The 21,093-nt window shown below is 59.6% G+C and carries 16 protein-coding genes; 9 read left to right on the top strand and 7 right to left on the bottom strand.

Going from position 1 to position 21,093, the window contains the following annotated elements; translation table 11 throughout:
• Positions 1–227: 227 nt before the first annotated feature.
• Complete coding sequence (locus tag ACRER8_RS05000; RefSeq protein ID WP_431745250.1) at positions 228–572, bottom strand: hypothetical protein; 345 nt, start codon at positions 570–572, stop codon at positions 228–230.
• Positions 573–939: 367 nt separating this feature from the next.
• Positions 940–2,088, bottom strand: a complete 1,149-nt coding sequence (locus ACRER8_RS04995; RefSeq protein WP_431745249.1) for a halovibrin HvnA — start codon at positions 2,086–2,088, stop codon at positions 940–942.
• A 267-nt stretch (positions 2,089–2,355) separates the two neighbouring features.
• Between ACRER8_RS04995 and ACRER8_RS04990 the strand changes: the two genes are divergently transcribed.
• Both ACRER8_RS04990 and ACRER8_RS04985 read left to right on the top strand, forming a co-directional pair.
• Positions 2,356–2,799: a DUF2599 domain-containing protein gene (locus tag ACRER8_RS04990; RefSeq protein ID WP_431745248.1), complete on the top strand. Its 444-nt coding sequence runs from the start codon at positions 2,356–2,358 to the stop codon at positions 2,797–2,799.
• Between the two features lie 71 nt (positions 2,800–2,870).
• On the top strand, positions 2,871–3,716 hold the full coding sequence (locus tag ACRER8_RS04985; RefSeq protein ID WP_431745247.1) for a hypothetical protein: 846 nt from the start codon (positions 2,871–2,873) through the stop codon (positions 3,714–3,716).
• A 45-nt stretch (positions 3,717–3,761) separates the two neighbouring features.
• On the opposite strand, the gene ACRER8_RS04980 is transcribed toward ACRER8_RS04985, so the two are convergent.
• From ACRER8_RS04980 to ACRER8_RS04970, 3 genes are all read right to left on the bottom strand, one after another.
• Positions 3,762–4,655 (bottom strand): PA4780 family RIO1-like protein kinase, encoded by an 894-nt coding sequence (locus tag ACRER8_RS04980; RefSeq protein ID WP_431745246.1) that lies wholly within the window; start codon positions 4,653–4,655, stop codon positions 3,762–3,764.
• Positions 4,656–5,057: 402 nt separating this feature from the next.
• Positions 5,058–5,897 carry an AraC family transcriptional regulator gene (locus ACRER8_RS04975; protein ID WP_431745245.1) on the bottom strand — a complete coding sequence of 280 codons (840 nt, stop codon included), beginning with the start codon at positions 5,895–5,897 and terminating at the stop codon, positions 5,058–5,060.
• A gap of 285 nt (positions 5,898–6,182) precedes the next feature.
• Entirely contained in the window at positions 6,183–7,460 is a 1,278-nt protein-coding gene (locus ACRER8_RS04970) for an acetyl-CoA C-acetyltransferase (protein ID WP_431745244.1), read from the bottom strand.
• Positions 7,461–7,564: 104 nt separating this feature from the next.
• Here ACRER8_RS04970 and ACRER8_RS04965 point away from each other — a divergent pair, with 104 nt between their 5' ends.
• The 6 genes from ACRER8_RS04965 to ACRER8_RS04940 all read left to right on the top strand — a co-directional run bounded on the left by ACRER8_RS04965 (position 7,565) and on the right by ACRER8_RS04940 (position 12,393).
• Positions 7,565–8,920, top strand: coding sequence for a 3-oxoacyl-ACP reductase (locus tag ACRER8_RS04965; protein WP_431745243.1), 1,356 nt, complete (start codon positions 7,565–7,567; stop codon positions 8,918–8,920).
• Positions 8,921–9,021: 101 nt separating this feature from the next.
• On the top strand, positions 9,022–9,879 hold the full coding sequence (locus ACRER8_RS04960) for a MaoC/PaaZ C-terminal domain-containing protein (protein WP_431745242.1): 858 nt from the start codon (positions 9,022–9,024) through the stop codon (positions 9,877–9,879).
• 213 nt (positions 9,880–10,092) lie between these two features.
• On the top strand, positions 10,093–10,398 hold the full coding sequence (locus ACRER8_RS04955; protein ID WP_431745241.1) for a nucleotide pyrophosphohydrolase: 306 nt from the start codon (positions 10,093–10,095) through the stop codon (positions 10,396–10,398).
• On the top strand, positions 10,395–11,144 hold the full coding sequence (locus ACRER8_RS04950; RefSeq protein WP_431745240.1) for a methyltransferase domain-containing protein: 750 nt from the start codon (positions 10,395–10,397) through the stop codon (positions 11,142–11,144). The genes ACRER8_RS04955 and ACRER8_RS04950 overlap by 4 nt, the downstream gene beginning before the upstream one ends.
• A gap of 20 nt (positions 11,145–11,164) precedes the next feature.
• The gene (locus ACRER8_RS04945; RefSeq protein WP_431745239.1) at positions 11,165–11,794 is read left to right on the top strand and encodes a DUF4136 domain-containing protein; all 630 of its coding nucleotides are present in this window, start codon (positions 11,165–11,167) and stop codon (positions 11,792–11,794) included.
• Between the two features lie 32 nt (positions 11,795–11,826).
• Positions 11,827–12,393 (top strand): DUF4136 domain-containing protein, encoded by a 567-nt coding sequence (locus tag ACRER8_RS04940; protein ID WP_431745238.1) that lies wholly within the window; start codon positions 11,827–11,829, stop codon positions 12,391–12,393.
• A 1-nt stretch (position 12,394) separates the two neighbouring features.
• Here ACRER8_RS04940 and pbpC read toward each other — a convergent pair whose 3' ends face one another.
• Positions 12,395–14,749, bottom strand: a complete 2,355-nt coding sequence (pbpC, locus tag ACRER8_RS04935; protein ID WP_431745237.1) for a peptidoglycan glycosyltransferase PbpC — start codon at positions 14,747–14,749, stop codon at positions 12,395–12,397.
• A 98-nt stretch (positions 14,750–14,847) separates the two neighbouring features.
• Here pbpC and ACRER8_RS04930 point away from each other — a divergent pair, with 98 nt between their 5' ends.
• Complete coding sequence (locus ACRER8_RS04930; RefSeq protein WP_431745236.1) at positions 14,848–15,141, top strand: hypothetical protein; 294 nt, start codon at positions 14,848–14,850, stop codon at positions 15,139–15,141.
• Between the two features lie 879 nt (positions 15,142–16,020).
• On the opposite strand, the gene ACRER8_RS04925 is transcribed toward ACRER8_RS04930, so the two are convergent.
• Positions 16,021–20,943: an alpha-2-macroglobulin family protein gene (locus tag ACRER8_RS04925; protein WP_431745235.1), complete on the bottom strand. Its 4,923-nt coding sequence runs from the start codon at positions 20,941–20,943 to the stop codon at positions 16,021–16,023.
• Positions 20,944–21,093: the final 150 nt, after the last annotated feature.

Genomic DNA, 21,093 nt, shown 5'->3' with positions numbered 1-21,093 from the left:
GTAACGTCACCGCTTGGTCGCCGGCTAGATACTTGAAAGTCGCTTGCGCGCTTGTAGTGCTGGGCAACCGAACGCTGATAACCGGGATCACTACGCCATCGGTGTCCCTCAAATCTTTCTGGTTGCGTTGAGCATCGGTTTTTCCTTGAATGGAGCCATCCAGGTAGAAAAAAGCTTCCATTGGGAGCGTTTTTCCGAGGCCGTCATTCCAAGCGGCCAGAATGAGTTCATTCTGAGTCCCTGAACGATTCAGTCCCCATCTTTGTCATGGCCGCGATCCCAGTGGCAAATGCAACCGCACCGGCTTCATTACGGCCATCAGACACATCAAACCCGCACGGCCAGGAATGGCGGCTTTCCGAATGAGCGTTGTAATGCCGCCACCACTGGTCCAACGTGACGACACCATTCAAATGGCATGGGCCACTCCCTGGAAATTGCGATCCCTGATAAGAAAAGGCACCGCAACCTTTGTCGCCTCTGTAGACACTGCCCGCATCGATCGAAAAGAAGCAGAGCACTTGGGGTTTAAACTTATCAGAAGCAAAAGAATATGCCGTCATGATAGCCATTGGTATAACCGTACGCAAAAGTCTTAAACTTTGAATCTGCACGTAGATAAGAGAATGAAACACCTCCTTTTTGCTTGGACGCTGGACTGTTGTTCCATACATGATATGTCGGATTATTCCCCGCACCTCTTATCATCACGCCATTGCATATAAATGCGGGGCCGATGCACTTCCGCAATTAGCAGCCTTATTGTCGTAACGCTCCGCAAGGTGCCGGGCCACCTGCTCACCCAAGTTCTCATTCGTGGTAGGCGATTGCGCCTGGGGCGGCGACGGCGCGGATGGCTCAACGGGTATATGATCTGTGGTCGTGCAGCTCGCCAATAGGGTTAACAGGATATACAGCAACGGCTTCAGCCAAACGCTTCTAGCTTTCATGGTCTAACTCCTTGACGTCAGTAAGATGCGACTCAGTTGGGTCACGTCGTGCGGGCGGCATGGGCTCGGTTTGATCTTCAGGTCGGTAATAAAAGGTCACTCGGCTAGGGTCTGCACTTAGCCGAACACTGATCACGGGTATGAGAATGCCATCGGTGCTTTTCAAGTCCTTCTGATTCCGCTGAGCCACTGATTTTCCCGTACTCTCGTATATGTAAAAGAACGCCTCCAAGGGCAAGGTCTTTCCTAAGTTATCCGCCCAGGCCTTGACGATGATTTCGTTATTTTGATTAGCCTCGCCACCGCTCAAATATGACCGGCCTTGAACGCTGGCATAAAACGCCGGGCCAGCCAACGCGTTGCGCGAATCCCTCACATCAAACCCGCATTGTTGTTGGTATCGGTTGGTGGGACGCGAGTTGTACGCTGCCCACCATTGTGCAGCAGTAGTGATTCCGACTACATCGCACGGACGACTGGATGAATAGGTTGTATGTTGCCCACACCCGGCGGCTGATCGCGCATCGGTGTAGCCGTCGATTGGAAATGCACACAATACTTCAGGGTGCAGTTTTGCGGGGACATGACTGTATGACTGAAAGATGAAGCCGTTGGTGTAGTTATAGGGCATGCGACCGAATGTTGCATCGGCCCGAAGGTAGGCAAATGAAACGCCTCCCTTTGCCTTTGAAGCGGCGCTGTTGTTCCAGACGTGATAGTTCGGGTTGGACGAGGTCCCTCTGATCATGATTCCGCTGCATAAAAATGCAGGCCTCGAAGGTGCTTCACAATTCACCGTTTTATTTTCGTAGCGGATGCCGAGATGACGTGCAACTTGCTGACCCAAGTCTTCGGCCATCGGTGCCTGAATGGGGATTTGTTCCTGCGGCGGTGATGGAGGCGTGGGCTCCACGCTAGCACAACTTGCCAGTGCAATAGTGAAAGCAACGAGCGCAAGTTTCCATCCTTGAAAAATATTCTTCATGGTCTCTAAGTCCCTGATTGATTCGCAAGTAGCGTCTAGAACGTTCAGCCCGCTCATGGGCGGAATACGCTCAGCCACTGACTTAACCGCAATAAACATTACCGCAATAAACATTGCGGCGTCGGTCCTGCCTTCAACATCAGCCGACGCCATAACGGGTTCCAAGTTCGCCAACGGCGTTCAACTCATAGCGATCTTCTGCACAGCGTCACACGTTCATCTTTCACGTAAACAACAGCGCTCACAACTGTCAGAAATGACAGCTTTCTAGCATTTCTTGAAATAACGATTCCCATTTTTATCGCGACTGAACCAGTTACCCTGATAAGACTTTTAGCGACTTGACGCCCTGCTAACGGCCTTCTATACCTCGGTAATGCTAATCAGAACTTCGCCGTCAGGGATGAACGTATCATGCGCATGGAACGTCTGATCTTCACTTTAGTGTCCGTAATGTTCGCACTGCACCTAACCACCGCAATTGCTACGAGCGACGTGCGCGAAAAAGATGATTTTGGGACATACAGCCCTAAATGCAGCGGCGATCAGGAATACATTCAAAAAGGCGAATGGGTTTATCGCTATAACGAATGGACCTTGTCACTCACCCCCACCACGTGTGGGCGGCAAATCAACGCCACTCAGACACCTAATATGTTCTACGAGATCGCCAAAAAATTCGCAGGGAGTCCGTATTGGGCTAATACGCGCGGCATGATTAATCAACTCACCTGCCACTTGGTCATTGCCCGAAACAAGCCCGAGTGGAATCTGGATCCGTGGCGCCCTTATGTAGGCCACGACCGGTCAGTCGCTGAGGGCTGCAACGCCACCACACCCGATCCGGACAGTGTTTTCCATTAATCAATTCCACACGACCCGTGCTCTCGCGGAGATATGGGTTATTAGATGAAATGTTCAAAGGAGCAGGCGTCATGTCCGAAAAAACTGAAACAGTGCCCGCACTTTCCACGGTAGAAATACGGGATAACGGAGTTCTCATAGACAATGCACCAGTGGACGACAATGGCCAATGGACTTTCAACGCAATCGGATTAGCGCCAGGGTCTCATAGGCTCACGGCACATCTGGGGAACGAGGCCTCGGATCAATGGACGCTGACCGTTGAACAAGCGTTGGCACTCACCGAGCCTTATGTGGACCACAGTTCGGTCAGACCTCCCGTGGCGGGCAGGCAAACATTGGCCTATTACTCCGTTAATTCAGATATCGATATCGTGGTTCCGGACTACGGAATGCGAGCGGGCGACATGGTCAGGGTGTACTGGGCGGGCAGAAATACGACCTATAGTTCGGAAATACAGACCGTCACCAGCCTTGGACCGTTGAGGTTCGAGATTTCAAAGTACGAAGTGATCGATTGCATTGGCTACAGCAGCACCCGAGTGCATTACACAGTTATTCGCGGTGCGGCAGCGCCCATTCCTTCGCATATTCTGAGCCTTGACGTAACCGGGTATGCCGGTGAAGCGGTCTACCCAGCCCCGACCCTAAACGACGCGCGCAATAACATTCGAGTTCAGAAATCAGGCAACGTCAGTACGGAGACGACCGCTGAAGTTCGCGGGTTGGGTTCCTCAGAGTGGCAAAGCAGCACGCAAACATTCGGTGATGCGAACTATTTGAATTTTCCGGTAAGTCCAGCATGGCTGTCAGCCAACAAGGGTAAAGCGGTGCGATTCAATTACAGCCTGCGTCTGAAGCCTTCAGACGGAAACAGCTATCGATTTTCACAACTTCTGCGTATCAACCCGCTTTGAAAATACGACAAAAAAACCGGCCTAAGCCGGTTTTTTGTTCAACATTCACTGCATCCAGGGCGGAGGTGGTTCTTCGGTCTTGCCCGGTGGCGCATCGTCCGCCGTCTTCGCCGCTTGACGCCGTGCCTCGTCACGTTGTGCCGCTTCGATTTCACGCAGCACGCTGTTCACATCCGCCACATCATCGATATCAGCAAACTCGCCGGTCAGCACGGTCGCTGGCGACAGGGTGCCAGCTTCGTAATAGGCCCACATCTCCTTGGCGAAACGGGTTTTCTTCAGCTCCGGCGCGAAGCGGCCAAAGTAGGAAGCCATATTGCCGACGTCGCGCTCCAGCATGCTGAAGGCGTGGTTATTGCCTGCCGCATCCACCGCCTGAGGCAGGTCGATGATGACGGGGCCGTCCGGTGACAGCAGCACGTTGAATTCGGACAGGTCGCCGTGCACCAATCCGGTACACAACATCAGCACGATCTGTTGAATCAGAAACGCGTGATACTCGCGGGCCTGATCCGGTTCGAGGGTGACGTCGTTCAGACGCGGCGCCGCATCGCCGTACTCGTCCGAGACCATTTCCATCAGCAGCACGCCTTCGAGGAAATCGTATGGCTTGGGCACTCTGACGCCAGCATTGGCGAGGCGAAACAAGGCCGCCACTTCCGCATTCTGCCAGGCGTCCTCGGTTTCTTTGCGCCCGAACTTGGAGCCTTTGGCCATGGCCCGGGCCTGACGGCTGTTGCGGACCTTGCGGCCCTCCTGATACTCCGCAGCCTGACGGAAACTACGTTTGTTGGCCTCCTTGTAAACCTTCGCACACCGCAGCTCTTTGCCACAGCGCACCACATAAACAGCTGCCTCTTTGCCGCTCATGAGCGGGCGCAGCACCTCGTCTACCAGACCGTCTTCGATCAGGGGTTCAATGCGTTTTGGAGTCTTCATCAGCTTTTATTCTGGGTCCTTCGTAGCCAAACACGCGATTGTTGCTCGTTATACGGCAATCCTCTGCCAGCGAGTAGGGGCATGTGGATTGAGTCATGGATTGTGTTGCGAACCATACGTTCCCTGAATAGGGCCAAGCACCTTTCATGCCGGGGCGCAGCATAGTGCAATCCTGGTGATGGCGGGCGCGCCAGCTGTAAGTGAATATATCGACAACGGCATGCGATCAGGTAATGGCAGGGCGTTCGCCACGCAAAAAAAGAGGCCTGTTAGTGCCCCCTGCATGCTGCCCTGGTTGGTGATCGTGGCGTTGCCATTGAAGAGCGCAACCTCGATACCGCGGTTGAGAATCCTTCGGTGGAAAACATACGATGGTCTTGATGGATAGCTCGGCCTCGGATGCTACGCATGTATCCGCAATGGGGATCCAGGTTGTTTACCCCGAAATAACTCCCCCGGCGTGAATCCGAATAATGCTCGGAACGCCGCGATGAACGCCGAGGTCGAGTCGTAACCACAATTGAGGGCAGTGCTGGTCACGCTGTCGCCGTCCTCCAATGCGGTGAGCGATGCCAGCAGCCGCGCACGCTGCCGCCAGCCCCTGAAACTCAAGCCTGTTTCACGCTGGAACAGGCGCATCAAGGTCTTTTCGGACATGTTCAGGCGTGAGGCCCAATCGGTCAGGGTGATGTTCTGGCTGGGCTCTTCGACCAATTCGTTGCACAGCGCCAGCAATCGAGGATGGCGTGGCAGTGGCAGGGAAAAGCCGACTTCCGGCAGGCTCGCCAGCTGATCGAACAAAACCTGGACCAGCCGCGCTTCGCGGCTGTCGTGCTGCGGGTAATCGGCGGGGAGCAGGCAGAAGGACTTGATCAGTTCGCGGGCCAGCGGGGTCACCTCAAGCACTCGGCAGCGATCCGGTGCCCAGAGAGAATCCTGAGTGCGGATGTACAGGCTGCGCATTTCGGCGCGGGTCGAGGTGACGACTTCATGGTCGAGCCCTGCAGGAATCCACACGCCCCATTGCGGTGGCGCGTAGAAGCTGCCTTGGTCCGTGTGCACCCCGAGCACGCCGCTGATGGCGTAGGAAAACTGCACCCAATCGTGACGGTGTGTTGGTGTCCAGGAGCCAGCGCTCAAACTTTCAGCTCGGGCGTAGAGCGGGCGCGGCAGCTCTGTGAGCGCGGGGATCAGTCGTCGGGTGACCGGGTTGCGAGATGAGGAATGTCCGTTTGTCGGCATGGGTGGGCCTTGGTCGGGGGAAGGCAGTTTACGGCGTTGTTTTAAGCCTATGCCAGTCGCGGATCAGGGCCGAGCATAGTCCTGTGGGAGCGAATTCATTCGCGAAATGCGTCAGACACTAGAGCCGTATCGATTGTACGGGCCTATCGCGAATGAATTCGCTCCCACAGTGGTCTTGCGTACCGACAGAAGCTGCTGTGCCGGATGCAGGCCTGTGGGAGTGAGCTTGTTCACGAAGAGGGTCTTACAATCAGCGCATCTTCACCGCTCGTACGCAGCCATATTTCAACGCTCCAGAATCGCCGTCACACCTTGCCCACCCGCCGCACAGATCGAGATCAGCCCTCTCCCCTGCCCCGCCACACTCAGCAACTTGGCCAGGTTGGCGACGATACGTCCACCGGTTGCCGCGAACGGATGCCCCGCCGCCAAGGAGCTGCCTTTGACGTTGAGTTTGCTGCGGTCGATCGAACCCAGCGGCGCGTCGAGACCCAGGCGGGTTCTGCAATATTCAGGATCTTCCCAGGCCTTGAGCGTGCATAGCACCTGCGCGGCGAAAGCCTCATGAATTTCGTAATAGTCGAAGTCCTGCAGAGTCAGACCGTTGCGCGCCAGCAAGCGGGGCACGGCGTACACCGGGGCCATCAGCAAGCCCTCTTCGCCGCGTACGAAATCCACCGCGGCCGCTTCGCCATCGCGCCAATACGCTAACACCGGCAACCCGCGCTCCCTGGCCCAATCCTCGCTGGCCAGCAGCACCAGCGAGGCGCCGTCGGTCAGTGGGGTGGAATTGCCCGCCGTCAACGTCCCTTTGGCGCTGCGCTCGTATGCAGATTTGAGCGATGCGAGCTTCTCCAGGCTGGCATCGACCCGCAGGTTGTTGTCCCGCGTCAGGCCGCTGAACGGCGTGAGCAAATCGTCCTGCCAGCCCGATGCATAGGCCGCCGCCATTTTCTGATGACTCTCCAGCGCCAGTTGATCCTGCGCATCGCGAGGGATCTGCCAGGTCTGGGCCATCAGTTCGCAATGCTGCCCCATCGATAATCCCGTGCGCGGTTCGCCATTGCGTGGCAGCTCAGGCTTGAGATTGCGCGGACGAAGTTGGGTCAGCACCTTGAGCTTGTCGCCCGCACTTTTGCTGCGATTGACCTGTAACAGGATCTGACGCAGGTCTTCATTCACCCCAATCGGCGCATCGGACGTGGTATCGACGCCGCCCGCAATGCCGCATTCGATCTGCCCCAGCGCGATCTTGTTGGCCACCAGCAACGCCGCTTCAAGTCCGGTGCCGCAGGCCTGCTGAATGTCGTAAGCCGGAGTCTGGGGCGACAGGCGCGAACCCAGCACACACTCGCGCGTCAGATTGAAATCCCGCGAATGCTTGAGCACAGCACCCGCAACCACTTCGCCCATGCGCAGCCCGTGCAGGTTGAAGCGCTCGATCAGGCCTTCCAGTGCGGCGGTCAGCATGTCCTGATTACTGGCGTTGGCATACGCACCGTTGGAACGGGCAAACGGAATCCGGTTACCTCCGACGATGGCGACGCGGCGTGTCTGACTCATTGAAATCTCCCTTTCTTGTATGAATTCATCAGTTCGAAAGCGTAGGACTTATTGGCGGCCAGTGCGGTCCATTTCTTTGAACCCCGACTCAAGGAGAGTGTTCCATGGCATCTGATCGCTACATTGACTTCGCCAATTCGGACATCGGTCGCCGACTGGTAGGAGCCGTGGGGCTACCTGCGCCAGCACGCCTGGAACGCTGGCAGGCTGGACGTCTACGCCCGGTTGAAGGGGCACTGCTTTTGAGCGCGGGGCCATTGGCTGAGCGGGTTGGCGGTTTCGCGCCGCGCATGACCGACCTGCTGTTCAGTTTTGGTGTCCAGGTCGGTGATGCACACCCCTGGACCAGCGATCAGGGCTCGAAAATCAAGGCCGTGGTGTTCGATGCCAGTACCCTGCTGCACACCTCGCAATTGGCTCAGCTGCGTGAGTTCTTCCACCCGGTCCTGCGCCATCTGGAACACAGCGCGCACATCGTGATCCTGGCCCGTGCGCCTGATACCCAAACTGACCCTCTGGCGGCCAGCACTCAGCAGGCCATTGAAGGCTTCAGTCGTTCGCTGGCCAAGGAAATGCGTAACGGCGGCACGGTTCAGTTGCTGCAGGTTGAAGAAGGCGCGGAGGATCAGCTCGAGGGTGCGCTGCGATTCTTTCTCTCGCCGAAAAGCGCGTTCATTTCCGGGCAAGTGATTCGCTTGAGCGCCTGTGCCGCCAAGGTCCAGGACTGGAGCCGCCCATTGGCCGGACGCAAGGCGCTGGTGACCGGTGCTGCGCGCGGGATCGGCGCAGCGATTGCCGAAACCCTGGCCCGAGATGGCGCGGAGGTCGTGCTGCTCGATGTGCCTCAGGCCAAATCCGACCTTGAGGCGCTGGCCGCGCGTCTTGGCGGCCAGCCTTTGTTGCTGGATATCTGCGCGCCGGATGCCGCTACCCAACTGATCGAGCACCTTCCCGGCGGCCTCGACATCGTGGTGCACAACGCAGGCATCACCCGCGACAAGACCTTGGCGAACATGACGCCTGACTTCTGGGATTCGGTGCTCAACGTCAACCTCAATGCGCCGCAGGTGCTGACCCAGGCGCTGATCGACGCCGGCGCGCTGCACGACAACGGCAGTGTGATCCTGATGGCGTCGATCAGCGGGCTGGCGGGCAACCGCGGGCAAACCAACTACACCACCAGTAAAGCCGGGCTGATCGGGCTGGCAAGGGCGTTGGCGCCGTCACTCAAAGAGCGCGGCATCAGCATCAATGCAGTCGCGCCGGGCTTTATCGAAACCAGCATGACCGCGCATATGCCGTTCGCGTTGCGTGAAGGCGGTCGCCGCATGAGTTCGCTCGGCCAGGGCGGTATGCCGCAGGATGTGGCCGAAGCGGTGGCGTGGTTGAGTCAGCCAGGCACCGGGTCGGTCAGCGGACAGGTACTCAGAGTCTGCGGGCAAAGCGTTATCGGCGCTTGAGTTCAGGTGCTGGGCGGGACGGCGATCTCAAAGACGCCACCGCCAGCAAGCCGTGCTGCTGCAGGGGTGAGGGATATGAGAACAAGAACGGGAGAAGCTCGATGAGTGCACACTGGCGCTATCTGGACACCCCACCTGCGCTGCCGGGGCTGTTCATGCAGGCGGCGTTGCGGCGCAAGGTCAGCGGCACGCAACTGCCCGATCAGGGCCTGCGCTGCTGGGTATCGGTGGATCCTGACAAGGTCAATGCCTTTGCCAAGGTCTGTGGATTTATCCCCGGCAGCCTGTTGCCGCCGACCTATCCACACGTATTGGCATTCCCGCTGCAGATGAAGCTGCTCACCGACAAGGACTTCCCGTTTCCGCTGCTGGGGCTGGTGCATGTGCAGAACCGTATCAGCATTCGTCGGCCGCTCGGCAGTGTGATCAAAGCACAGGTCAGCGTGCGCGTTGCCGATCTGCGGCCCCACGCCAAGGGCGCGACGTTCAGCCTGATCACGCAATTCGAAGATGCGCTCGGCCTGCTCTGGGAAGAGCACAGCACCATGCTCTGTCGCGGCGTGAAGATCGACGGCGAAGTCGAAGGCGCTTACGAGCCGGCGCCTCTGCCAATGACCGAACTGGCGACCTGGTATGCGCCTTCGGATATTGGTCGGCAGTACGCCAGGGTCAGCGGCGATTACAACCCTATTCATCTGAGCAACGCCAGCGCCAAGCTGTTCGGCTTCCCCACCGCAATCGCTCATGGCCTGTGGATAAAAAGCCGGACCCTCGCCGCATTGGACGATCACTTGCCAGCGTCGAATCTGGATATTTCGGTGGAGTTTCAGAAGCCCGTGCGATTGCCAAGCGAGGTGACGTTATCGGCCAGCGCGGCAGGGTCTCATGGGCAGTTGAAGGTCCAAGGGCGCGAAGGGATCGTGCACATGATCGGGACGTGGCAGCCGGCGTCGGAATAAGGTTAGAGCGCGCCTCGGTAGACGGCGCGGCACCTTGTGGGAGCGAATTCATTCGCGACACGACACAGCCGGTGCATCTCAATCGGCTGTACCCATTTTCGCGAATGAATTCGCTCCCACAGTCAATCCGGTGATGGACCAGATAATCCTTCGCCTTCACTTGATTCCATCCCTCATCCCCCTGAAGCTACGCACCTTCAGGAGACCTGCCCCATGAACCTCGACGAACTCACCCAACGCCTGCATCGCATCCGCGATAACAATGACTGGCGGCAATTTCACAGCCCGAAAAACCTGGCCATGGCCGCCAGCGTGGAAATGGCCGAGCTGGTGGAAATCTTCCAGTGGAAGACCGAGGACCAGTCCCGTCAGTTGCCAGCCGACGAACTGGCCCATGCCGGTCAGGAAGTGGGTGACATCGTGCTTTATCTGCTGCTGATGTGCAGCGAACTGGGCCTGGACATGGACGAAGTGGTACGCGCGAAACTGGCCGACAGCGAGCGGCGGTTCAGCAAATGAGCGATCGTCATTTCGACCAGTTGGCGACGCGCTTTGCCGAAAAAATCTATGGCGGCGCCAAAGGCGCGATTCGCCTGGCGGTGCTGCAGGCCGATCTGCAGGAAGCGCTTCCCGATCGCCCCTTGCGTGTGCTCGACATCGGCGCGGGCCTGGGCCACATGTCGTTGTGGCTGGCCGAACGAGGACATGAGGTCACACTGGCCGAACCCGCCGAGCCGATGCTGGAAGGCGCCCGTCAGCGTTTCGTTGAGGCCGGGCAAGCGGCGACCTTCATTCAGGCGCCGTGGCAGGAGCTTCTCGGGTACGTCAGCGAACCATACGATCTGGTTCTCTGCCACGCAGTGCTGGAATGGCTTGCAGAACCCCACGCGATCCTCCCCGTGCTGCATCGACTGACAAGGGCCGATGGCTGGCTGTCACTGGCTTTTTACAACCGTGATGCGCTGATTTATCGCAATCTGCTCAAAGGCCATTTCCGCAAGATGCGCCGAAATACCATGGCCGGTGAAAAACAGAGCCTGACCCCGCAACAACCTCTTGATCCACGCGAATTAGCGGCGCAACTTGAGGGTCTGTGGCGAGTCGAAACCCAGAGTGGCGTCCGGGTTTTTCACGATTACATGCCAGTCGAGTTTCAGGCCAAGGCCGAACTCGCGGATTTGCTGGAGATGGAGCTTGCCCATCGGCGCCACCCGAGTTTCGCCGGACTGGGACGTTATCTGCACTGGATGTGCCGACCTGTTTGAGGCTTTTTGCGGAGACCATCATGAAACGCCGTCTCGCTTTGCTTGCCCTTTGCCTGGGCCTTGCCGCCTGCCAGAGCCCGAACCCCTACACCGCCGTTTCCGCCGCGGTCCCGCCTGCCCCGCCGCAAGCTGCCAACGTGATCGACATGAGCGCCTACCCGGCCCCGTCTCGCGATTTCGGGCGTTACCGCAACTGGACCTGGCTTAACGGCCAACTGCCGCCCGGAACCCAGTGGGCAGATTCGGCGCAAGTGGCTGAAGCGGTAAGCAACGGCCTGGATCAGCGCGGTTTGCGTCCATCGCAGAATCCTCAGGCGGCAGACTTGCGCGTGGCCGCCGACACGCGGATGGAAACCCGACTGCGTCAGGTGCGCGAGGATTATTACGATCCGTACTATGGCGGCGCGGGGGCCGGCTACTATGGCGGCAATGGCTATCGCCACGGCTACGGCGGTTACGCCAGCGTGCCGATCGTGCGGACCTATCAAGAGCAAGTAGTCGTGGTGCGCATCAGCCTGTTCGATGCGCGCAGCGGCCAGCCGGTGTGGAGCGCCAGTGCCGAAACCGGCAGCGGCGGCGATCAGTCGGATCGCGCCAGAGCGTTGCGTCAGGCCGTGCAGCGCGCTTTGACCACCTATCCACCTTCATAAGATCTCCCCCACGTCATTCCTGGAGAATCATCATGTTGCGCTGTATCGCTGTCGTGTGTGTTGCCCTGCTGCTCGCCGCGTGTCAGACCGATCGGGTCAATCGTGACTTCGACGCGCAACGCGACTTCGGTGGGTACAGGACCTGGGCCTGGAAAGAACCGGGCCTGCAATATCAACCCAATGATCCACGGATCAAGAGTGATCTGACCGAGCAACGCATTCGCCAGTCAGTCGGTGAGCAACTCGATCAGCGCGGCCTGCGCATGGCCGCGCCGGGGGCCAAGGCTGATGTACAGGTGCAGGCCTGGCTGATCGTCGAAAATCGTCAGCAGATGGTCACCACCAATTACGGCGGTGGCGGTTATTGGGGCAATCCTTGGGGCGGCTATTGGGGCGGCCCGATGGGCACCGAGACGCGTAATGTGGATTACAAGGTTTCGACCCTGCAGATAGACCTGCTCGACGGCAAGGACGGCAAACTGGTATGGCGCGGCAGTACCGAGCAAGTCGTGAACGACGGCAATGCGAACCCTGCGGCGCGAGAGGTGGCGTTGCGCCAGACAGTGCAGAAGATCCTGCAGCAGTATCCGCCGCGCTGACCTAGTCGACCACGCTGAACTGCACCCGCGCGGTCTGTCCGCTCTCGTCCAGCACGCTCAGTTGATAGCGACCCAGGCGGCTGAAAGTGTGGGTGTAGTTTTCCTGATTCGCGGTATCACCGACTGGCGCGCCGTCGATAAACCACCAGCGCCTGCCGTTACCCCCCAAAGCCGACAGCTTCAGCCGCAACTGCTGTTGACTGCCGGTCGGCAAGCGCAGTTGATCACCTTCGCGCACGCCAACGATCGATATCGGCGCGGCCAGACTCAGCCCCTGCGGCGGGCAAGCCGGGTCGAAGGCAGGCAAACGCGCTTCACGACGTTCAGCCTTGGGCAGCCAAGGCTCCAGCGGCGCCGGCCAAAGCGCGATATCGCGAGGCTGAGCCTGTGGACAACCGGCACCGACGCGCAGCCCCTTGTCATTGATCCAGATCTTCTCCAGCAGTCCTAACCCCAATGGCTGATCGCTGGCCTGCAAGGTCGGCGGCGTGGTGCCATCCAGCGTCCAGGCAAAGCGCTGCCGCCGACAGTTGGGATCGCTCTTGCTCATGGGCTGCCCCAGCGGCCAGCAGATCGCCGCGACACCCACGTTCAACGGGACCGCCGACACAGGTGGCAGGATGTTGCGCTGCGCATCGCGGTTAACCAGCAGGTCATGAACCTGCAGCATCAGCGGCGCCGCCGAGGCCAGGCCGAATTGACCTGGCACTGGCGTGCCGTCTGGTCGCCCGATCCACACGCCAATCAAAAATCGTGGCCCGACACCGATCGACCACGCATCCCGAAAGCCATAGCTGGTGCCGGTTTTCCAGGCCAGCTGCGGCCGTTGTACCAGCTCGGCGTGAGGGTCCAGATCGGGTCGCGACTGGCCGCTGAGAATACGCCGGATAATCCATGCCGCGCCCGGCGACATCATCGGCCTGTCGCGCAAACGGTCGTCTGGCTGCAAGCGAATATCGGCACTGCGCCCGCCCCGGGCGAACGCGCTGTAGCCGCCGACCAAATCTTCCAGACGACTGCCCGCACCGCCCAGAATCAACGCCAGATTCGGCTCGGCCAGCGGCGGTAAGGTCAGCGGCACTCCGCCGTTGCGCAGTTCGGCGGCGAAGCGTTTGGGCCCGAAGGCTTCGAGCAGTTGCACGGCTGGCAGGTTGAGCGACATCGACAGTGCCGAACTGGCCGCCACCGCGCCGTTGAACCCGGACGAGAAGTTGCCGGGACGATAATCGCCATAACGCCGTGGCACGTCCTGCATCAGCGATTCGGAATGAATCAACCCGGCATCCATTGCCTTGCCGTAGAGAAACGGCTTGAGGGTCGAGCCCGGAGAACGCAGCGCGCTGATCATGTCGACGTGCCCGAAACGCTTGGCGTCGCCGATGTCCACGGAACCCACATAAGCGCGCACGGCCATGTTCTCGGCCTCCACCACCAGAATCGCCGCCGACGTGCGTTCAGGAAGACGCGCGCGCCAGCCCAGCAAGAGGTCTTCCAGACGACGCTGCAATCCGGCGTCCAGCGTGGTGCGGATCAGCGGCGGGCTGTTCGGTCGATTCAGGCGTCGAGCCAGCAGTGGCGCGAGGCTTGGCTCCTGACGCGGCGCCAGCAACAGTGGCTCTTCCAATGCTTCGTTCACCGCCTGCTGCGGCCACTCGCCGAACTCGGCCAGACGTCGCAGCACCTTGTCGCGGGCGGCTTGGGCGCGCTGTGGATGACGATCGGGACGCAGTCGGCTCGGCGCCTGGGGCAGCACCGCAAGCAGTGCGGCATCGGCACGCGTGAGTTGCTGCGGGGATTTGCCCAGATACGCCCAACTGGCGGCCGCAACGCCTTGCAAGGTTCCGCCGAACGGCGCTCGATTGAGGTACAGGCCGAGGATCTCCTGCTTCGACAGGTGCCACTCCAGTTGCGCGGTACGCCAGAGCTGACGCAGCTTGCCAGGCAACGTGCGCGAGTGCGGATCAAGCAACCGGGCGACCTGCATCGACAACGTGCTGCCCCCGGACACCACATGCCCGCCACTGAGGTTTTGCCAGGTCGCGCGCACCAGCGCCATCGGGTTTACGCCGGGGTGGTGATAGAACCAGCGGTCTTCGTAGGTCAACAGCGCCTGGAGGTAATACGGCGACACCTGATCGACCGTCACCGGATAACGCCACACGCCATTGGCATCGGCAAAGCGCCAGAGCGGCGTGCCGTCTTCGGCCAGCACCACACGCGCCAGATCATCCTTGGGCAACGGTAGCGGCCAGAGACGGTCGGCGAGCCAGAGCAGCAGGCAGAGCAGCAGGCAGAGCAATAAAAAGCTGCTCAACAACCAGCGCAGGATGCGTAAACCAGGAAATCCGCCCTTCATGCCAAAGAGCCTTTATGCTTCAGGGAACTCGCCCAGCCAATCGGTAGCCAAAGCGAACAATCCCATTTCGGTTTCATCCCCTTCATCAGGAAGCAGACATGCAGGTAGAAAGCGTTTTCGAATGGCTCGGCCAGGTAATCGGGGCCGTGATCCGCTTCGTCGTCGACGGGTTAAGCTGGTTGTTCAACATGTTCACTCATGCCGGTGGCAATTTCGTCGACGGATTGTCGCGCACGCTGGGGATGGACACTTCTCTGATCAGCATCGCCGCCCTGATCATCGGCCTGATGCTGCTGTACGCGGCGATCCGGGCCTTCATGCGCGCCTCGATCATCATGGGCATCATCTGGCTGTTTCTGGGGTTATGGCTGTTGAGCTGGATTATTCATTGATCGCGGTGAACATGCACACCGCATAACCCTCGTGAGGGTGTTCCGCCTGTACGTCACCTGACATGCTGCAAACTCTCCGTGGGAGTGATCCGCATGTACGTCACCTGACGCATTGCAAGTCCTCTGTGGGAGCGAATTCATTCGCGAGGGGCCCGTACATGCGATACATAGTCGGCGCCTGAAGAACCGTATCGCGAATGAATTCGCTCCCGCAGGTGAAACGTATTCCAGTCGCAAACGCGTGCGAACGATCAATTTTCAACTGAACCACTCCCACGAGTAGAAAGTGCTCCACATGTGCTTCACCTGACACACCACAAGTCCTCTGTGGGAGTGTTCCACATGTACGTCACCTGACACACTGCAAGCCCCCTGTGGGAGTGATCCGCATGTACGTCGCCTGACGCATTGCAAGCCCTCTGTGGGAGCGAATTCATTCGCGAGGGGCCTATACATGCGATACACAGTCGCGCCTGAAGAACCGTATCGCGAATGAATTCGCTCCCACAGGTAAAACGTATTCCAGTCGCAAACGCGTGCGAACGATCAATTTTCAACTGACCCACTCCCACAAGTAGAAAGTGCTCCACATGTGCTTCACCTGACACACCACAAGCCCTCTGTGGGAGTGTTCCACATGTACGTCACCTGACACACTGCAAGCCCCCTGTGGGAGTGATCCGCATGTACGTCGCCTGACGCATTGCAAGTCCTCTGTGGGAGCGAATTCATTCGCGAGGGGCCCGTATATGCGATACATAGTCGGCGCCTGAAGAACCGTATCGCGAATGAATTCGCTCCCACAGGGGTAAAACGTATTCCAGTTGATCGCTCCCGCAGATAGAACCGCGCTCTCTCTCGAAAACGCGGCCTTGCTGTCTATTTCTTCCCTTTCACCACCAACTGCGCAGGCGCGTCGCCCAGGGCCTGCCAGTTCGGTCGGTACATCGACTCAACCTGCGGCGGCGGCACGCGGTAGGTGCCCGGTGTCACCGCCCGCGCCAAATACAGCAAGTGAACAGTGTTGAAACCCTGCAGATCCACCGCCGCAACATACCGGTCACCGCGGAATTCCTGGTGTTTCAGCCCGGCGTTTTCCATCGACTCGCGCCACTGTTTCACCGACTCGCTGGCATCTTCCAGACTGGCTGCGCTCTGCGCCAGATTCTGGTTTTCGATTTCAAGACCGGCCGGCAACAAATCCACCACCAGCGCATCCGGGACCCGCTCCTTGGACTTGAGCTCCAAATGCACCAGCACCAGCTCGCCGCTCTTCAGCGCGTTGAGGTTCAGCGCCTGGCCATCCATCCCCAGATATTCGCGACGAATCGCCAGGTTCTCGCCACCGGCTACAGGTGGCTGCGACGGATAACCCGAAATCGTCATCTGCTGATACAGCGTGTCGCGCCCAGTGTTCTGCACGGTCAGCGGCGAAGCCAGCACCGAGCTATCGAGCTTCGCGCCCGGCTGTTCGTTGCTCAGCTCACGGTTGTCGCTGCCACTGTTCAACGTCGCAGTCCATTTACCTTCCGGCTGGCCGAGCAGGTCGCGTCCGGCGAGAAACAGCGAGTTGCGCTCCTGCGTCGACAGATACCGGCTGGCCGCAACCTGATCGGACAGCGCAAACAGGCGCTCCTCGACCTTATCCGACGCCAGTTTGTTCTCCTCAAGTAGCGACAGAATCAGCGCCTGATCGCGCAACGGGCTGCCGTAGTCGGCGAGCCAGTCGTTGGCCTTGCGACCCGCTGCCAGACCTGCCAGCAGTGCCTGCTCGGCACGGGGTTTGTCGCCCATTTTTTCCAGCGCGATGGACAGCTGAACCAGCGGCAGCCCTGAACGCGCATCGCTACGACGGTCGAACAGACTGCGCAACGCACCCAACGGCGCCTGCTGACTGCGCGACAACACCAGCCCCGCATAAGCCTGCACGGCAAAGCGGGTGTGATCGGCGTTTTCGCTGTAGTTGACCTCGATCTGATTGCGTTCCTGCAGGTAGCGCAGCAGACGCTCGTTGGCTTTCTTCAGTGCATCCGGCGGCACGGCGAACCCCTGATCGCGGGCGCGCAGCAAGAAGTCGGTGACGTAAGCGGTCAGCCAGTACTCTTCCTCGCCATCGGCGCCCCACAGACCGAAGCTGCCGTTGTAACGCTGCATGCCAAGCAGACGCTCGATACCGATTTCGATCTTGCGTTTGCGCTCTGCATCGGACTCACCTTCCAGCCCCAGTCGCTTGAGGATCGCGGCATCGGCGTACAGCGACGGGTACAGCCCGCTCACGGTTTGTTCCAGGCAACCATACGGATACGCCTTGAGTGCGCGAATCTGCTCTCCAAGGTTCAGTGGCGGACGGCTTGATACCGACAGCAGCGCCTCACGTCCAGCCAGCTCGAACGCGTCCAGCGCACCTTCAGGCAGGCTCCATGCCTGATCTTTGAGCACCGCGCGATACTGCCGGAGCATCGCTGGGTAGGCTGGACGCACGCCGATGGTCCATTCGCGGCTGAACGCCGGCAGGTTCTCGCCCGGCAGATCCAGGCCGTTGACCGTGATCTTGATCACGCCTTGACCGAATCCGCCCTGCGCCTTCACCGGAATCTGCAGCGTGGTGCGCTGGCCTTGATTGAGGCTGACGGCTTTCGTAGCGTCACCTTCAGCCAGGCTCAGTTGCCCAAGCGCCGTGACCTGCACGTCGAGCTTCTGCGCCTTGCCGGACAGATTCGTCAGGTCCAGCGCCACTTTGGTCTGGTCGCCACCGGCCAGGAAGCGCGGTGCCGACAGTTCGGCAATCAACGGTGCGGCGACCACGGTTTTGGCTTCAGCCATGCCATAGCGCTCGTCGGTCCAGGCCTGAGCCATGATTCGCAGTTCGCCGTTGAAGTCAGGAATGTCGACGCTGACCTCAGCATCGCCCTGCTCATTCAGCGTCACCAGCGCGCTTTGCAGGGCGACGATGGTGACGCTGGTCTCCGGACGTTTGCCGCCCTTGGCCAGCGCCGCATCACCGCCGAACGCCAGACTCGCCAGACGATTGCGCCCGGCTTCGATCAATTGGCCATAAATGTCGAGCTGATCGGCGCCATACTCCTTGCGCCCGAACAGGCTGGCGAACGGATCCGGCGTGGCGTACTCGGTGATGTTGAGAATCCCGACGTCCACCGCTGCCACCAGCACATGCACATCTTTCGGAATCGAGCCATCGGCGTTTTTGGCGTTGACCTTGAGTTTGAGCGGCTGCTTCGGACGCATCTTTTCAGGCGCGGTAACCGTCAGTGCCAGTTTGCGTTGCGAGCGATCCAGCGGCAGATGCAGCACGCCCACCGCACGTTTCGGCGTGACGTTGGCCTTGCGCTCGCCCGGGCGAATCACCAGCGCGCTCACGTACAGATCGTGGCGCGCCCACTTCTTGTCCACCGGCACGTCGAAGGTCTTGCCCTCGGCCGGTACGTCGATCTCTTGCCACCACAACGGGCCTTCGCTGGATTCCACCAGCAGATAACCCTTGCCCGCGGACGGCGGCGTGACCGTAACCTTGGCCATGTCGCCATCGGCATAGGCCGGTTTGTCCAGCGCCAGCTTGACCTGATCGGGACGCACGGCGCCGCCTTCGGCGTTGTCCTGCCAACGATAACCAGCCCAGAAACGCACGCTGCTGACGATACCGGTGGCCGGGTCTTCGACCTCGACGCGATATGGGCCCCACTCCACCGGGAAGCTGATCTTCGCCGTGGAGTCCTTCTTCACACTGAGGGTTTCTTCGGAAAGGTTGAGGAATTTTTCGTTGTAGTGATAGCTCCAGCCGTCGCTGTCGGAGTAATTCCAGTAGTAATCGCGACGCTCGCGTATCAGCCGCACCTTGAGGTTGTCGGCGGCCAGTTTGTGGCCTTGGGCATCAGCCATCAGCACTTCAAATTCCACCGGGCCATCGCCGTCAGTGGCTTCGCCATCGAACAGCCCACGCAAACCGGGCAGGCTTTCAGCGGGCCATACCGGTTGCGTCAGACGCCGTGTAATGGGTCGTCCACCAGACTCTTGCAGACTGGCTTGCAGCACCAGCTCCAGCGGCGAGCGCGCTTTGACCCATTGGCTGTCGATACTCAAGTCCAGCTGGCCATTGGCATCGAGGGTGCTGTCTTCGATGTCCAGATCCTGCTTGAGATCCTCTTCGGTCACCGAGCCAAACTGATAACCCGGCAGCCCCGGCACCGCTTCACGCAACGGGCGCACGTAGAGTTGGCCGGTCAAGCGATTGCCCGACGCAGGCGCGCCATAGAGGTAGCGGCCATTGATGGAGATATCGAATGGCGCATCAGGCGCCAGTGGTGTGTCGCTGCCCTTGAGTTCCAGGGCCATGCGTTCCGGCAAAAAATCCTCGACCTGGAATTCATACAGCTGCGGCTTGCCATCGCCCAGATCGAAGACCAACTGCCAGCGCCCGGTCGGGGCTTCGTCTGACAGTTGCAGTTGATACTGGTAAAGACCGGTGGCGTCAGCGTCCCACACGAATTTGCGACTGACCTGATCATCCGGGCGGCGTACTTCCACGGTGATCGGTTGCGGTTTCACGCTCTTGCCGTCGTTGTCGCGCAGTAGGCCGTTGAGCAGCACCACTTCGCCCGGGCGATACAGATCACGCGGGCCGAAGATGAAGAACTGCAACGGATGAGCCTGGGGGCCGGTGATGTCGAATTCGGCCAGATCCAGCGCCGAACTGTTCAGGCGCAGCATGCTGGTCTGCTCGCCTTGGTGTGCCAACAACACTTGCGCCTTGGCCGACAGAGACAATTCAGCGTGGCCGGCGTTGTCGGTCTTGCCCTGGCCCACCACGCGGCCCTTGTCGTCATACAGTTCGAGGTCGATGCCGCTCAGCGCCTTGCCACCTTCGAGGGCCTGGGTGAAGACATCCAGACGGTTGCTGTAGCGATGCGCGGACAGGCCGATGTCGCTAAGGGTGAACAGCGTCGCGGGCTGCGAATAGTTGTAGGTGCCCGAAGCGCGCATCACCGCCAGATACACACCCGGTTGTTGCAGAGGCTTGAGCCCGGCAATCGGCAGCAGCACGGTTTCCCGGGTATTGCGCGCGGGGTTCAGGTCGAAACGACCGCCATAGACCAGATCGGCCATAGGCAGCAGTTCCTTGGATTCATAGCTTTGCAGACTGGATGAGCCTTCCCACGAGCTGAGAAATGCCGAAAGCGAGTCGGGCTTGATGCGGAAGAATTCGACATCGACTTTGTCGACGTTCAGCGCGATCACCGGCAGACCTTCGGCCAGACGGGTCGGCAACAAGCTGCCGCGACTGGCGAAACCGACCGTCGCTTGCAGGTCGGAGGTTTCAAGACGCGCCGAATATTCCGCCGCCAGGGTGTTGTTGTTGACCGCCACCAGACCTGGATCGACGGTCAGTACCAGTTTGCGCTTGGGCTCCAGGTGACGCAGACGCAGCTCCATGAGGTTGTCCGACAGCTCCCATGCGCCATCGACCTTGCCGTTAACGCTGTCGACCAGATGCACTTTCTCGGCGAACTTTTGATCCGGGTTCAGCGGCACGGAAAAACTCAGCGAAAGCGTGCTGGCGCCGTCGAGCTGGATTTCCGAGACGTCGACCACGCTCAACTCACGCCCGGCGTAACGCTTGCTCAGCGCGGGAATATCGATGGCGGGCTTGGGTTTGGCAGTGTCTATCGCCGCGGCTTGAGGCGCGGCAGGCTGTGCGGGGGCAGGTGCAGGCTTATCGGAGGTAGAGGAATCACAAGCACTGAGCAGTGCCAGCGCGCAAGCCAGAAACAATCCTTTGTTAAGCATGAGGCACTCATTGGCGGCAGTTGTTATGAGGAGCAGCAGTTATAGCACCGCAATCACGATCGTAAAGCGCGGCGCGCAGATAGACCGTGGGTTTGTGCGTTTGTTCGCAGGGTGGGCTGCTCACTCACGGCTTGAGCCGTGCACAACTCC

The organism is Pseudomonas sp. (genome assembly GCF_050739935.1).
GTDB lineage: Bacteria > Pseudomonadota > Gammaproteobacteria > Pseudomonadales > Pseudomonadaceae > Aquipseudomonas.
The sequence above is the reverse complement of the archived record's forward strand: the minus strand, read 5'-3'. Positions and strand labels throughout refer to the sequence as shown.